General features: G+C 62.3%; 10 protein-coding genes. 8 read left to right on the forward strand and 2 right to left on the reverse strand.

Going from position 1 to position 14,582, the window contains the following annotated elements:
- Positions 1 to 2: 2 nt before the first annotated feature.
- The 8 genes from ispG to GYA95_RS00840 all read left to right on the forward strand — a co-directional run bounded on the left by ispG (position 3) and on the right by GYA95_RS00840 (position 9,172).
- On the forward strand, positions 3 to 1,112 hold the full coding sequence (gene ispG / locus GYA95_RS00805; RefSeq protein ID WP_015269017.1) for a flavodoxin-dependent (E)-4-hydroxy-3-methylbut-2-enyl-diphosphate synthase: 1,110 nt from the start codon (positions 3 to 5) through the stop codon (positions 1,110 to 1,112).
- Between the two features lie 25 nt (positions 1,113 to 1,137).
- Positions 1,138 to 2,427, forward strand: a complete 1,290-nt coding sequence (gene hisS / locus GYA95_RS00810; protein WP_015269018.1) for a histidine--tRNA ligase — start codon at positions 1,138 to 1,140, stop codon at positions 2,425 to 2,427.
- Between the two features lie 39 nt (positions 2,428 to 2,466).
- Positions 2,467 to 3,105 carry a tetratricopeptide repeat protein gene (locus GYA95_RS00815; protein ID WP_015269019.1) on the forward strand — a complete coding sequence of 213 codons (639 nt, stop codon included), beginning with the start codon at positions 2,467 to 2,469 and terminating at the stop codon, positions 3,103 to 3,105.
- Positions 3,106 to 4,248, forward strand: a complete 1,143-nt coding sequence (gene bamB / locus GYA95_RS00820) for an outer membrane protein assembly factor BamB (protein WP_013971028.1) — start codon at positions 3,106 to 3,108, stop codon at positions 4,246 to 4,248.
- A gap of 117 nt (positions 4,249 to 4,365) precedes the next feature.
- The gene (gene der, locus GYA95_RS00825; protein ID WP_013971029.1) at positions 4,366 to 5,829 is read left to right on the forward strand and encodes a ribosome biogenesis GTPase Der; all 1,464 of its coding nucleotides are present in this window, start codon (positions 4,366 to 4,368) and stop codon (positions 5,827 to 5,829) included.
- 302 nt (positions 5,830 to 6,131) lie between these two features.
- Positions 6,132 to 7,007 carry an RHS repeat-associated core domain-containing protein gene (locus GYA95_RS00830; protein ID WP_226989596.1) on the forward strand — a complete coding sequence of 292 codons (876 nt, stop codon included), beginning with the start codon at positions 6,132 to 6,134 and terminating at the stop codon, positions 7,005 to 7,007.
- Between the two features lie 237 nt (positions 7,008 to 7,244).
- Complete coding sequence (locus GYA95_RS00835) at positions 7,245 to 8,393, forward strand: pyridoxal phosphate-dependent aminotransferase (RefSeq protein WP_015269021.1); 1,149 nt, start codon at positions 7,245 to 7,247, stop codon at positions 8,391 to 8,393.
- The gene (locus GYA95_RS00840; RefSeq protein ID WP_015269022.1) at positions 8,381 to 9,172 is read left to right on the forward strand and encodes an amidohydrolase; all 792 of its coding nucleotides are present in this window, start codon (positions 8,381 to 8,383) and stop codon (positions 9,170 to 9,172) included. Before GYA95_RS00835 ends, GYA95_RS00840 begins: the two co-directional genes overlap by 13 nt.
- A gap of 177 nt (positions 9,173 to 9,349) precedes the next feature.
- Here the strand turns inward: GYA95_RS00840 and GYA95_RS00845 are convergent, their stop codons facing one another.
- Positions 9,350 to 11,905 (reverse strand): PepSY domain-containing protein, encoded by a 2,556-nt coding sequence (locus GYA95_RS00845; RefSeq protein WP_043935355.1) that lies wholly within the window; start codon positions 11,903 to 11,905, stop codon positions 9,350 to 9,352.
- 200 nt (positions 11,906 to 12,105) lie between these two features.
- Entirely contained in the window at positions 12,106 to 14,418 is a 2,313-nt protein-coding gene (locus GYA95_RS00850; protein WP_015269024.1) for a TonB-dependent receptor, read from the reverse strand.
- Positions 14,419 to 14,582 lie beyond the last annotated feature (164 nt).

A 14,582-nucleotide genomic window follows, 5' to 3' on the forward strand; every position in this document is an offset into this window, starting at 1 on the left:
TCATGCACGGCGAATCTCCGATCAAACGTCGCGAATCCCGCAAAATCTGGGTCGGCAATGTACCGGTGGGTGGTGATGCCCCCATCGCGGTGCAGAGCATGACCAACACCGACACCAACGATGTGGCCGCCACCGTGGCGCAAATCCAGCGCCTGGTCGATGCCGGCGTGGACATCGTGCGCGTCTCGGTGCCGGACATGGACGCTGCAGAGGCGTTCGGCCGCATCAAGCAGCAGGTCAGCGTGCCGCTGGTTGCCGACATCCACTTCGACTACAAGATCGCCCTGCGCGTGGCCGAACTGGGCGTCGACTGCCTGCGTATCAACCCGGGCAACATCGGCCGTGAAGACCGTGTACGCGCGGTAGTCGATGCCGCCCGCGATCGGGGCATCCCGATCCGTATCGGCGTCAACGCCGGCTCCCTGGAAAAGGACCTGCAGAAGAAGTACGGCGAACCGACCCCGGCGGCGCTGGTCGAGTCGGCCCTGCGCCATGTCGAGCACCTCGACCGCCTGGACTTCCAGGACTTCAAGGTCAGCGTCAAGGCCTCCGATGTGTTCATGGCCGTCGAAGCCTACCGCCTGCTGGCCAAGCAGATCGTGCAGCCGCTGCACCTGGGCATCACCGAAGCCGGTGGCCTGCGTTCGGGGACGGTGAAATCCGCTGTCGGCCTCGGTATGCTGCTGGCCGAAGGCATTGGCGATACCATCCGTATCTCGCTGGCGGCCGACCCGGTCGAAGAAGTGAAAGTCGGCTACGACATTCTCAAGTCGCTGCACCTGCGCTCGCGTGGCATCAACTTCATCGCCTGCCCGAGCTGCTCGCGGCAGAACTTCGATGTGGTCAAGACCATGAACGAGCTGGAAGGGCGCCTGGAAGACCTGCTGGTGCCGCTGGACGTGGCGGTGATCGGTTGCGTGGTCAACGGCCCGGGCGAAGCCAAGGAGGCCCATGTGGGGCTGACCGGCGGCACGCCGAACCTGGTCTACATCGACGGCAAGCCGGCGCAGAAGCTGACCAACGACAACCTGGTCGATGAACTGGAAAAGCTCATCCGCCAGAAAGCGGCCGAAAAGGCCGAAGCCGACGCGGCGCTGATCGTCCGTGGCTGACACACAGAATTCGTAAGGACTTTTCGTGAGCAAATCGCTGCAAGCCATCCGTGGCATGAACGACATCCTGCCAGAACAGTCGCCACTGTGGCGCTACTTCGAAGGCACCGTCGCCGGCCTGCTGGATACCTACGGGTACAGCCAGATCCGCACGCCGATCGTCGAGTTCACCGAGCTGTTCAAGCGCTCCATCGGTGAAGTGACCGACATCGTCGAAAAAGAGATGTACACCTTCGAGGACCGCAACGGCGACTCGCTGACCCTGCGCCCCGAAGGTACTGCCGCCTGCGTGCGTGCCGTACTCGAGCATGGCATCACCGGCAACGGCCAGGTGCAGAAACTGTGGTACATCGGCCAGATGTTCCGCCACGAGCGCCCGCAGAAGGGCCGCTACCGCCAGTTCCACCAGATTGGCGTGGAAGTGTTCAACCTGGATGGCCCGGACATCGACGCCGAGCTGATCATGCTGACCTGGCGCCTGTGGGGCCTGCTGGGCATCCAGGACGCGGTCAAGCTGGAGCTCAACAGCCTGGGCACCAGCGAAGCACGTGCACGCTACCGTGATGCGCTGGTCGAGTTCCTCTCGGCGCGCCTGGAGCAACTGGACGAAGACAGCCAGCGCCGCCTGAAGAGCAACCCGCTGCGCATTCTCGACAGCAAGGACCAGAACACCCAGGCGGTGCTGGTCGGCGCGCCGAAGCTGGAAGACTACCTGGACGAAGAGTCGCGCGTGCACTTCGAGGGCCTCAAGGCCCGCCTGGACGCTGCCGGCATCCCGTTCGTGATCAACACCAAGCTGGTGCGTGGCCTGGACTACTACAGCAAGACCGTGTTCGAGTGGGTCACCGACAAGCTCGGCGCCCAGGGCACTGTCTGCGCGGGCGGCCGTTATGACGGCCTGGTCGAACAGATGGGCGGCAAGCCGACCCCGGGCGTCGGTTTCGCCATGGGCATCGAGCGCCTGATCCTGCTGCTGGAAACCCTGGGCAAGGTGCCCGAGTCCATCAGCCGCCAGATCGACGTCTACCTGTGCGCCTTTGGCGAACAGGCGGAGCTGGCCGGCCTGCGCCTGTCCGAAAACTTGCGCGACCGCTTACCGGGCCTGCGCCTGGCAGTCAACGCCGGCGGTGGCAGCTTCAAGAGCCAGTTCAAGAAAGCCGACAAGAGCGGCGCGCTGTTCGCCCTGATCCTCGGTGACGACGAACTGGTCAAGCAAGAGATCGGCTTCAAGCCCCTGCGTGGTCAGGGCGAACAACAGAACATTGCCTGGGATGCTCTGGCTGAGCACCTGGAAACCGCGATCGCGCAGGCGTAACGCGGTTCAACAAGCGAATAGGCGAAAAGGAGTATTGGGGTGTCGAGTACCGATGATGAACTGGCAGGGGTCAAGGACTGGTGGAACCGCAACGGCAAGCCGCTGCTGACCGGTGCCCTGCTGGCTGGCGTGGTGGTGTTGGGCTGGAATACCTGGCACAAGTACCAGAACAATCAGTCGCAAGGTGCCTCGCAGCTGTACCAGGCCTTGCTGGAGACCAGCCTGACGCCGACTGGCCAGCCTGACGCGACCAAGGTCGCGGAACTGGCCGGCAAGCTCAAGAGCGAGTTCGGCGGTACCGCCTACGCCCAGTACGGCAGCCTGTTCGTGGCCAAGGTCGCGGTCGAGACCGGCAAGCTCGACGACGCTGCTGCCGAGTTGAAGAGCGTGCTGGACAAGCCGGCCGATGCCACCCTGGGCGAGATTTCGCGTCAGCGCCTGGCTCGTGTGCTGGCCGCCCAGAACAAGGCCGAGGATGCCCTCAAGTTGCTCGACGGCGACGCCGACAAAGCCTTTCTGGCCAGCCGCGAAGAGTTGAAAGGTGACCTGCTGGTGCAACTGGGTCGCGCCGACGACGCGCACAGCGCTTACGAGAAAGCCAAGGCTGCGTTGTCCGATGAGGCGGCGGTCGGTGGCCTGCAATTGAAGCTGGATGACTTGGCCAAAGGGGACGCGTAAGTGATCGGTTGGAAACATGCAGCAGTGCTGACCCTGGCCGTACTGGCCGCAGGTTGCAGCAGCAACAGCAAGAAGGAACTGCCTCCGGCCGAGCTGACCAAGTTCACCGAGGAAGTGGTGCTGAAAAAGCAGTGGAGCCGTTCGATCGGTGACGGCCAGGGCGAGACCTACAACACCCTCGTACCTGCCATCGAGAACGACCGTATCTACGCCTCCGACGTCAACGGCGAAGTCTTTGCCCTCGACCGTATCACCGGCGACGTGGTGTGGAAGAAGGACCTCGAGCTGCCGGTTTCCGGCGCTGTCGGCGTGGGCTACGGCCTGGTCATGATCGGTACCCTCAAGGGTGAAGTCATCGCCCTGGACTCCAGCACCGGTGAGGAGCGCTGGCGCTCCCGCGTGACCAGCGAAGTGCTGGCCCCGCCTGCGAACAACGGTGACGTGGTGGTGGTGCAGACCCAGGACGATCGCCTGATCGGCCTGGATGCCGCCACTGGCGACCGTCGCTGGATCTACGAAAACACCCCGGCCGTGCTGACCCTGCGTGGCACCGGCGCGCCGATCGCCACCAACCGCCTGGCCGTCGCCGGCCTGTCCACCGGCAAGGTGGTGGCGGTGGACATCAACAACGGCGTACCGGTGTGGGAAAGCCGTGTGGCGATTCCGCAGGGCCGTTCCGAGCTGGACCGCGTGGTCGATATCGACGGCGGCCTGCTGCTGTCGGGTGGTACCCTGTACGTCAGCACCTACCAGGGCCGCGTCGCGGGCCTGGACCTGGAAAGCGGCCGCGTGCTGTGGCAGCGTGATGCCTCCAGCTACGTGGGTGTCGCCCAGGGTTACGGTAACGTCTATGTCAGCGAAGCTTCCGGTACTGTCGAAAGCGTCGACGAGCGCTCGTCCAGCGCCCTGTGGACCAACGACACCATGGCTCGCCGCCAGCTGACCGCGCCTGAAGTGTTCTCCAGCTACGTGGCGGTGGGCGACTTCGAGGGTTACCTGCACCTGCTGAGCCAGGTCGATGGCCGCTTCGTCGGCCGTGAGCGTATCGACAGTGATGGCCTGCGCGCCCGCCCACTTGTGGTCGGCGACACCATCTACGTCTTCGGCAACAGCGGCAAGCTCGAGGCACTGACCATCCGCTGAAGCTATGCTTGAAGCCTTGGCGGGCTTCAAGCCGCGGCGTAGGACACGCCGCCCGAACTCCGGCCGCTGCCTTGCAGCGGCCTTTGCATTTTCAAGAATTCAAGAGTGGAGAGCCGAATGGTTCCCGTAATCGCCCTGGTGGGCCGCCCGAACGTCGGCAAATCCACCATGTTCAACCGCCTGACCAAGACCCGCGATGCCATCGTCGGTGACCTGTCGGGCCTGACCCGTGACCGCCAGTATGGTGATGCCACCTGGCAGGGTCGTTCCTTCATCCTGATCGACACCGGCGGTATCACCGGTGACGAAGTGGGCATGGACGAGAAAATGGCCGAGCAGTCGCTCATGGCCATCGAAGAAGCTGACTATGTGCTGTTCCTGGTCGATGCCCGTGCCGGCATGACCGCTGCCGATCAGATGATCGCCGAGCACCTGCGCAAGCGGAACAAGGAAGCGATCCTGGTTGCCAACAAGATCGACAACATCGACGCCGATGTGGCTCGCGCCGAGTTCTCGCCGCTGGGCATGGGCAACGCCATCCCGGTGGCCGGCTCCCAAGGCCGCGGCATCAATGCGCTGATGGAGGCCGTGCTCGGCCACCTGCCACGCGACCAGGTCGAGGAAGCGCTGGACGCCGAAGTCGCCGAAGGCGAGGAAGCGGTGCGTATCCCGGGCCCGAGCGAAAAGGATGGCATCAAGATCGCCATCATCGGCCGCCCCAACGTCGGCAAGTCGACGCTGGTCAACCGCATGCTCGGCGAAGAGCGCGTGGTGGTGTACGACCAGCCGGGCACCACCCGCGACAGTATCTACATCCCGTTCGAGCGCGATGACGAGAAGTACACCTTCATCGACACCGCCGGCGTGCGCAAGCGCGGCAAGATCCACGAGGAAGTCGAGAAGTTCTCGGTGGTGAAGACGCTGCAGGCGATCAAGGACGCCAACGTGGTGATCTTCGTCATGGACGCCCGCGAAGGCGTGGTGGACCACGACCTGAACCTGCTGGGCTTCGCCCTGGAAGCCGGCCGTGCCATCGTCATCGCCCTGAACAAGTGGGACGGCATGGAGCCGGGCGAGCGTGACTACGTGAAGACCGAGCTGGAGCGCCGGCTGTTCTTCGTCGATTTCGCCGACATCCACTTCATCTCCGCCCTGCACGGCACCGGCGTGGGCCACCTGTACAAGTCGGTGCAGGCCGCGTTCAAGTCGGCGGTAACCCGTTGGCCGACCAGCCGCCTGACGCAGATCCTCGAAGATGCCGTGAGCGAGCACCAGCCGCCGCTGGTCAACGGCCGCCGCATCAAGCTGCGCTATGCCCACCTTGGTGGTGCCAACCCGCCGCTGATCGTGATCCACGGCAACCAGACCGACAAGATTCCGAAGTCGTACTCGCGTTACCTGGAGAACACCTACCGGCGTGTGCTGAAGCTGGTCGGTACGCCGATCCGCATCGAGTACAAGGGCGGTGAGAACCCGTACGAGGGCAAGAAGAACACCCTCACTGATCGCCAGGTCAACAAGAAGCGCCGCCTGATGTCGCACCACAAGAAGGCCGAGAAGAAGCGCCGCGACAAGCGCTGACTAACCTTTGTGGGAGCGGGCTTGCCCCGCGAAGTAGGCAATGCGATGCATCGCACGGGCTTCGTCCGTGTTCGCGGGGCTAGCCCGCTCCCACATGGCTTACTGATTCAGCGCAACTCCCCTATTGTTTTAACCTTTTCTGATCGCTTGCGTTAGGCGCGGCTTTGCCATGCGCCGTATATGTATCATGGTGTGCATCCCCACTGTTGGTTGCCTCGATAACCTGTCATTTCTGCCAGTAGTCTTTTTCGGATGAGTGTGGGAAATTCTTTCGGAAACCACTCTTTATGGTGCTGGAGCTAATGACTGTGGGCGCAGCGAAATTCTTCTATCAAGAAAATACTTTGATCAGTGTTGTAGCAGGTGAGCGTGGGTCGCGCTATGTGCGGACGAAAGACGCGATCTTGTGTGAGCGTTCTGATGGAATTTCTCCAGCATCATTGCTCGCCTGTGAGCTTAGCGGGACCGTAAATGTGGCTGCAAGCTCAAATAAGTTGTGGGGGTTCACGTACACACCTTACGGTCGAAGGTTTGAAACTTCATTGCAAGCAACTCGGTTGAGTTTTAATGGGGAGTATTTGCTTCCGTGGGTAGAGATATATTTGTTAGGTGGTGGTTATCGTGCATACAGTCCTTGCACTATGCGGTTCATCTCGCCTGATAGTATTTCACCCTTTCATGTTCTCAATGCTTATAGCTACTGCGGGAGTGATCCGGTCAACAACGCAGATCCTAGTGGTCACATTAGAGAGTCTCATTTACTTAAGTTTAAAGCGAGGTTTACAGTTGTAAAGAAAAGCATGGCAGAAATGGTGGCGTATGCTGAGACCGTGCAGAAACTTAGCAGTAAGACGCGACTGAAGGATGCAGAGGTTTTAATGTCGAATGCCAAACAAGGGATTCAAAGAGCCTATGTACATGCTGCACCTGCCAGGGACTGGTTGGTCGGGAAGGTGGGTAACCCGAAGTATGCGGATAAAGTTAATGCGATCGAACAAGTTTTAGATGGCTCGGATAAGTATTATCGAAAGTTGCAAGAGGCACTTGATTCAGCGTTTGCTGTCAGTCAAGCTCGGTGGGCTCTAAATGAATCAGCGCTTGAGCGTGAAGCTCTTGCAGCTAAGGAGGCAGTAAATCACAGTGAGGCTCTGGATGATCTGAAGCGTATTAGAAGTTGATGGGTGTGGTAGATAATGCGGAGTCATGTATTGTGTTAATGCCCAGGTCTAAAAATTGTGGCGTTGATAGGCTTTTTAATCGTTGGCCATGATTAGCTCGGCCGAGGGCAGCTCTGCGCAAAAGGCACTTTTTGATCCAGCGCAATGGCCCTATTAATTCAACCTTTTTCCTGACCGCTCGATCCGCTATGCTCGGACTCCACCCCGTGCCGGATACACCCCAGGAAAGAGGGCTCCATGATCCGCAGCAAACTGCCGAATGTCGGCACGACCATCTTTACCACCATGTCCCAGCTCGCCGTGCAGACCGGCGCGCTCAACCTGTCGCAAGGCTTCCCCGACTTCAATGGCCCGCAGGCGCTGCTCGATGCAGTCGGCCGGCATGTGGCCGACGGGCATAACCAGTATTCGCCGATGACCGGCCTGCCGGCCCTGCGCCAGCAGGTGGCGGCCAAGGTCGCGCGGCTGTATGGCGCGCAGGTGGATGCCGACCAGGAAGTGACCATCACCCCTGGCGCCACCGAGGCGATCTTCTGCGCCATCCAGGCTGTGGTGCATGCCGGTGACGAGGTAATCGTCTTCGATCCTTGCTACGACAGCTACGAGCCGTCCGTGGAACTGGCTGGTGGGCGCTGCGTGCATGTACAGCTGAGCGATGGCGATTTCCGCATCGACTGGCAGAAGTTCAGCGATGCCCTCAGCCCGCGCACGCGCATGGTCATTCTCAATTCGCCGCACAACCCCAGCGGTGCGCTGATTACCCAAGAAGACCTGGGCCAACTGGCCCGGCTTATCGCTGACCGCGATATCTACCTGGTCAGCGACGAGGTCTACGAGCACCTGGTCTATGACGGTGTAGGCCATGCCAGCGTGTTGGCCCACGAGCAACTGTACCAGCGCGCCTTCGTGGTCAGTTCGTTCGGCAAGACTTATCACGTCACCGGCTGGAAGACCGGCTACGTGGTCGCCCCGCCGGCGCTGAGTGCCGAGCTGCGCAAGGTGCACCAGTACGTCAACTTCTGCGGTGTGACCCCGCTGCAGTGCGCCTTGGCCGATTTCATGGCCGAGCACCCCGAGCATATCGATGAACTGCCGGCCTTTTACCAGGCCAAGCGAGACCTGTTCTGCGGCTTGCTGGAGGGCTCGCGGTTCCGCTTCACCCGCACGGCGGGTACCTATTTCCAGCTGGTGGACTATTCGCAGATCCGCCCGGACCTGAACGATGTCGACATGTCGCTGTGGCTGACCCGTGAGCACGGCGTGGCGACCATCCCGGTGTCGGTGTTCTACCAGCAACCCATCCCCGAGCAACGCCTGGTCCGCCTGTGCTTTGCCAAACGAGAGGAGACGCTGCGTCAGGCAGCGGAAAAACTATGCGCGATCTGAGTACACTGCCGAACCTGAAAGTCGCCCTGGTGCAGACCACCCTGGCCTGGCACGACCGCGAGGCCAACTATGCGCACTTCGAGGTGCTGCTGGAGCAGGTGGGCGAAGTGGACTTGGTGATCCTGCCGGAAATGTTCACTACCGGTTTTTCCATGCAATCGGAAAGCCTGTGCGAGCCGGAAAACGGCCCGACCTACAAATGGCTGAAGGCCCAGGCGAAGAAGTACAACACGGTGATTACCGGCAGCGTGATCATCCAGGCCGCCGATGGCAGCCACCGCAACCGCCTGCTGTGGGCTCGGCCTGATGGCGAGATCCTGCATTACGACAAGCGCCACCTGTTCCGCATGGCCGGTGAGCACAAGCACTACACCCCGGGCGAGCGCCAGGTGCAGTTCGAGCTCAAGGGCTGGCGTATTCGCCCGCTGATCTGCTACGACCTGCGCTTCCCGGTGTGGAGCCGCGATGCCCAGGACACCGACCTGTTGCTATACACCGCCAACTGGCCGGCTGCGCGCCGCCAGCACTGGAACCGCCTGTTGCCGGCGCGGGGTATCGAGAACCTGTGCTATGTGGCGGCGGTGAACCGGGTGGGCACCGACGGCAAGGGCTTTGCCTATTCCGGCGACAGCCAGGTGCTGGACTTCCAGGGCGAGAGCCTGCTCAGTGCCGGGGAGGCCGACGGGGTGTTCACCGCGGTGTTGAGTGCGGCGGAACTGGCGGCCTACCGGGCCAAGTTCCCGGCCAACCTGGATGCTGACACCTTCGAGCTGCACTAGGCCGGAACTGTATGGCTTGAATTGGCCCGCTGTAGGAGCGGCCTTGTGTCGCGAAAGGGCCGCAGAGCGGCCCCAGGATCCTGGCAGCGATGCATGAATTGCCGGGGCTGCTACGCAGCCCTTTCGCGACACAAGGCCGCTCCTACAGGTACTGCGTTGCTAGCTCAGGCCAGTTTTTCAGTAAACATCCCGCCGATACCGCCCATCCTCGATCAGCTGTTGCACAACCGCTTCCCCGAGGATGCCGTTGAGCGCCGCATCCACCCCGGCAGCCATGCCTTGAAGGCTGCCGCAGACATACACACAGGCACCATCCGCGACCCAGCGCTTGAGCTCTTCAGCCTGTTGCAGCAACACATCCTGCACATACACCTTTTCGGCCTGATCCCGCGAAAATGCGAGGTCCAGGCGTGCCAGGTCGCCGTTGTCCAGCCAGCCTTGCAGCTCGTTGCCGCACAGCAGGTCATGCGCCCGGTTACGCTCGCCGAACAGCAGCCAGTTGCGCTGCTCGCCAGCATTCACCCGCGCGCGTAGCAGGCTGCGCAGGCCGGCCAGGCCGGTGCCGTTGCCAATCAACACCAGCGGTGCCGCCGTTTCCGGCAGGTGGAAGCTGCTATTGCGCCGCAAACGCAGGCTCAACGTACCGCCAAGCGGCAGGTACTCGGTCAGCCAGCCGGAACCCAGGCCCAGGTTGCCATCGGCATGGCGTTCCTGGCGCACGATCAGCTCCAGCACGCCATCGCTGGCGATCGAGGCAATCGAGTATTCGCGGCTGCCGATCGGCACCAGTGCGTCGACCAGCGCCTGCGGCTGCAAACCGACCAGGTGATCGCGACGGGTCGGCAACTGGCGGCCGGCCAGGGCCTGGGCGAGGGTTTCGGCCAAGCCATTCACTTGCACCTTGGCGCCGCCGTCCAGCGTCATTCCATCGAGGAAGGCGTCGATCCTCGGCTGGCCGTTGAGCGGCAGGATCTCCACCAGGTCGCCGGCTTCCCAGCTGGCGGGCTGCTCCGGTCGCAGGCCCAGCAGGTACACCGGCTGGCCCTGGCTGCCCGGGTTGAGCAGTTCGCGGCGCACCAGCGACCAGTTGCCGAAACTCGGCGGTTGCCAGGCGGCCACTGGCTGGGCGCCGGTCAGTTGCGCCAGTTCCTGCTGCCACTGCTGCAGCGCGGCTTGGTCGGCGTTGTCCACTTCCACCGGGCTGAATGCGCTGCTGGCCCCGCGTTCGCCCAGCCATGCCTGCAGGCGGCGGGCGAAGCCGCAAAAGTGCGGATACTGGCGGTCACCGAGGGCGAGCAGGGCATAGCTGAGGTTGTCCAGCGCCCAAGGCTGGCCTAGCACCTTACGCTCGAAGGCGCGGGCGCTGTCGGGGGCTTCGCCGTCGCCGAAGGTGCTGACCACGAACAGCGCACGGCGGGCCTGGCGCAGGTCGCTTTCACCCAGTTCTGCCAGGGCGCGTACCTGCACTGGCAGGCCGGCGGCCTGAAGCTGCCCGGCGCTCTGCCAGGCCAGTTGTTCGGCAAGCCCGCTCTGGCTGGCAAAGCCGATCAGCCAGCTGTCGCCGCTGGCAGTGTTGCTGGTGACGTTGCCACGGGCGGCACGTACCTGGCGCTTCTTGCGACGGCGGTCGAGGTACAGCAGCCAGCCGGTGACGAAGAACAGCGGCATGGTCAGGCTGGCGATGGTGACGATGATGCGCCCCGGCAGGCCGAAGTATTCGCCCACGTGCAGGGCGTAGACGCTCTGGAGCAGCTGGGCCTTGAAGGACTTGTCGGTGTAGCGGTCATGTCTTTTCACCTGGCCGCTGGCCGGGTCCAGTACCAGGGTGTTGAAGGCACGTGGGTGGTCGGCGTTGTCCAGCAGGTAGAACAGGTTGGCCGGCTGGCCGCCTACCGGTGGCAGGCGCAGGTTGTACATGGCCAGGCCCGGGCCGGCAGCGTCCTTGAGGTTGGCCCAGATTGCGTCGTAGTCGACCACCAGCGGCGGGGCGTTCTTGTCGATTTTCTGCGGCCCGTGGCGGCCACGACCTTCGCCGCGCTTTTGCTGCTGGCCGGCGGCCGGCGCGTCGGCCAGCAGCTTGTTCAGGCCCTCGCGGTACCACTCGTAGGACCAGAACAGCCCGGTCAGGGCGAACAGCAGGTAGAACAGCAGGCACCAGGTGCCGGCCACCGCATGCAGGTCCCAGTTGAAGGCGCGGCCTTTCTTGGCCCAGTCGAAGGTCAGCCAGGTGCGCCAGTCCAGCGCCTTGCGCGGCCAGCGCAGGTACAGGCCGGAGAGGCAGAAGAACACCAGCATCAGGGTGCAGGCACCGGTGATCTGCCGGCCGCTGTCTCCCATGGCCAGGAAGCGGTGCAGGTTGAGCATGAGGTTGAAGAAGCCTTGCCCGGCCACTTCTCCCTTGAGTTCGCCGGTATACGGGTCGGCATAGCGCAGCTGGCCACGGCGCTCGCCTGGCGGTGGGGTAAAGAAGACGCGTGCGGCGTTGCCTTCGCGTACATCGACCCACAGCATCGCCACCTTGTCGTGCTGCTGGGCCTCGACCCGCTGGACCAGTTCGGCCGGGGGCAGCACGCCCTCCGGGCGCACCTGGACCTTCAGGACATCGGCATTCAGCGCGCGCAGCAGTTCTTCCTGAAACGAGTACAAGGCCCCGGTGATACCCATCAAGGCCAGCACCAGGCCAGCGGTGATGCCAAAGAACCAGTGCAATTGGAACAGCGTCTTCTTCACCACATGATCACCTTGTGTTTCTGCCGCACACTACGCGGCGTGCATTATGCCTTGATACGCAAAAGCCCCGCTCACGGGAATGAACGGGGCAGGGTGGGCTAGTCAGTCAGGCTTGTGTTGTCTGTACCGGCCTCTTCGCGGGTTCACCCGCGAAAGGGCCGGCACAGGCGCAGCCCATTCAACAGATCAACCCCATCCCGGCATCAGAAGTGGACGCTGGTGGTCAACAGAGCCGTCCGCCCCGCCGCCTGGTTGGCGAAGTGGGTAGAGAAGGCCTTGTCGTAGTACACCTCGTTGGTCAGGTTCTGCACGTTCAGCTGCAGGTCGATGTTCTTGGTCAGCTTGTAGGCGGCCATAGCGTCGTAGCGTACATAGCTGTCGACCATGGTGGTATTGGCCACGCTGCCATACACGTCATCCACGTAGAAGGCACCGCCACCCACGGTCAGCTTCGGCGTAATGGAGTAGGTGGTCCACAGGCTGGCGCTGTTGTTCGGCGTGTTTGGCAGCTGGTTGCCGTCGTTGGCCTTGTTCACGGCACCACCGTCTATCTGGCGAGCTTCCATGTAGGTGTAGCCGGCAAATACCTGCCATTTTTCGGTGATCTTGCCGCTGGCAGACAGTTCGATGCCCTGTACGCGAGTTTCGCCGACGTTCTCGTAGGTAGTGGTGTCAACCTGGACGCGGGCGTTTTCCTTCTCGGTGCGGAACAGCGCAGCGGCCAGGGACAGGCGCTGGTCGAGCAGGTCCCACTTGGTGCCGATTTCGTAGTTGGTGGTTTCCTCCGGCTCCAGATCGCTGCTCAGCAAGTTGCCGGCGCGGTCGGTGGTGTTGCCCAACGGGTTGCCTTCAGTACCTTCGCCCAGCATTGCTCCGGGTGGCGTTGCGGAGGTGGCGTAGGAAACGTAGATACTGCCATTCTCGGCCGGCTTCCATACAAGGCCCAGCTGGCCGGTAACGAACTCGCTTGTATCCTTGCCTTTGGAGACAACGCCCTTGCTGTTCACCACGGTGGCGCCTGTGGCGTCGTAGGTGCGGTACTGGGTGTCGAAGTGGTCGTAGCGCAGGCCCATGTTCAACAGCCACTCGGGCGTCAGTTCGAGTGTGTCAAAAACATAAATTGCGCGGGTGTTGCTCTTGGTATCGGTGCCCGCGTAGTTGCGTGCGATGCTGCCGTTCCACGGATCGTCCGGGTTCGGGTTGCTCAGTGAGGTGCAGTTGTAACCGCTGGTGGCGCCGATCATGCCTGGGGTGCAGTTGGTGTTGGCGGTGCCGCCTGGGACGGTGTCGGTATCGACGGTGTAGCTCGAGCGCTTGCTCTCTTCTCGGCTCAGCTCGATACCGGTCGAGAAACTGTTCTTCATGCCACCCAGGTAGAACTCACCGAACAGGTCGGTCTGGTTGGTGGTGGTGGCAGTGTTGCCCACACGGGTGTTGGCGCGGCGCCAGACGCTGCCGTTGTTGACGTTACCCTTGCTGTCGTCAGGCTGGGTCAGGATGTAGTCCTGCATGCTGTTGCCATGGCGCAGGGTGTTCTTGATGGTCAGCGAGTCGGTCAAGTCGTGCTCGATGGCAAAGGTGGCAATATCCACGCGGCTTTTGCGGAAGTCACGACCGGTCAGGCCATAGAAGTTGTCGCTGTCACCGCCGTCGTACGGCTTGCTCGGATGTGCCGAGGTGCGGGCAGTACTACCAGCGGTCGGGATGGTGTACGGGATGCCCGAATCCGGCAGGTCGTCGCTTTCCAGATGGTAGTAGTCGAGGTTCACGCGGGTCGGAGTACCCAGGCCGAAGGCCAGCGATGGGGCGATACCCCAACGGTCGTAGTTGACCTTGTCGCGGCCGGCGACGTTGCTTTCGTGGGTCATCAGGTTCAGGCGCCCGGCAACGGAGTCGCTGAACTGGTAGTTGCCATCGAAGGTATAGCGCTGGGTCTGGTCGCTGCCCCAGGTCCAGGCGCCATCGAGCGAGTTGCCCAGGTGGGCGCGCTTGCTCACCAGGTTGATGGTGCCGCCGGCGGCACCACGGCCGCCGATGGCCGAGTTCGGGCCCTTGGCCACTTCCACCGATTCGATGGCGAAGATTTCACGGGTTTGCGCGCCAGTGTCACGCACGCCGTCCAGGTAGGTGTCGCCTTGGGCGTCGAAGCCGCGGATGAACGGGCGGTCGCCTTGTGGGTTGCCGCCTTCGCCGGCACCAAAGGTGATGCCCGGCACAGTGCGCAGTGCATCCTGCAGGGTCAGGGCGTTGGTGTCCTTGATCACTTGCTGCGGGATCACGGTTACCGAGCGGGGGGTATCCACCAGCGGCGCGGTGTACTTCTGCGAGGATGCCTGGTCGACCTTGTAATCGGTGCTGGCCTGTTCAGCCTTGCCGTTGACGCTGGTGGCGTCGAGGGTGATAGCACTGCTGGCGACCGGGTCGGCGGCGTAGGCCGACGAAGCGCTGAGGGCTACGCCGATGGCAGACACGATCAGGCGTGGTGAACTCACTGCAGATGGTACGTACTGGCGCATTGCTAAGGACCTTCCCCAAGGTGGTAAGGCCGCGGATCTTAATGTAAGCAATTGTTAGTAACAATTGAGAGTCGTTACCATTCGTGAAGAATTTACAATCTTTACAATTTGCCTTTACGGTTTCATCAAGCTGAAACGTCTTAAGCGGCCATTGGGGCTTGTGA

Origin of the sequence: Pseudomonas asiatica (assembly GCF_009932335.1) — a bacterium.
In the GTDB taxonomy this organism is placed as follows: Bacteria; Pseudomonadota; Gammaproteobacteria; order Pseudomonadales; family Pseudomonadaceae; genus Aquipseudomonas; species Aquipseudomonas asiatica.

Excerpts from the sequence above, each read along its gene's own strand:
- GYA95_RS00850 (WP_015269024.1), bottom strand. The coding sequence starts at position 14,418 with ATGCGCCAGTACGTACCATCTGCAGTGAGTTCACCACGCCTGATCGTG.
- GYA95_RS00840 (WP_015269022.1), top strand. The coding sequence starts at position 8,381 with ATGCGCGATCTGAGTACACTGCCGAACCTGAAAGTCGCCCTGGTGCAG.
- ispG (WP_015269017.1), top strand. The coding sequence starts at position 3 with ATGCACGGCGAATCTCCGATCAAACGTCGCGAATCCCGCAAAATCTGG.
- GYA95_RS00830 (WP_226989596.1), top strand. The coding sequence starts at position 6,132 with ATGACTGTGGGCGCAGCGAAATTCTTCTATCAAGAAAATACTTTGATC.
- der (WP_013971029.1), top strand. The coding sequence starts at position 4,366 with ATGGTTCCCGTAATCGCCCTGGTGGGCCGCCCGAACGTCGGCAAATCC.
- GYA95_RS00835 (WP_015269021.1), top strand. The coding sequence starts at position 7,245 with ATGATCCGCAGCAAACTGCCGAATGTCGGCACGACCATCTTTACCACC.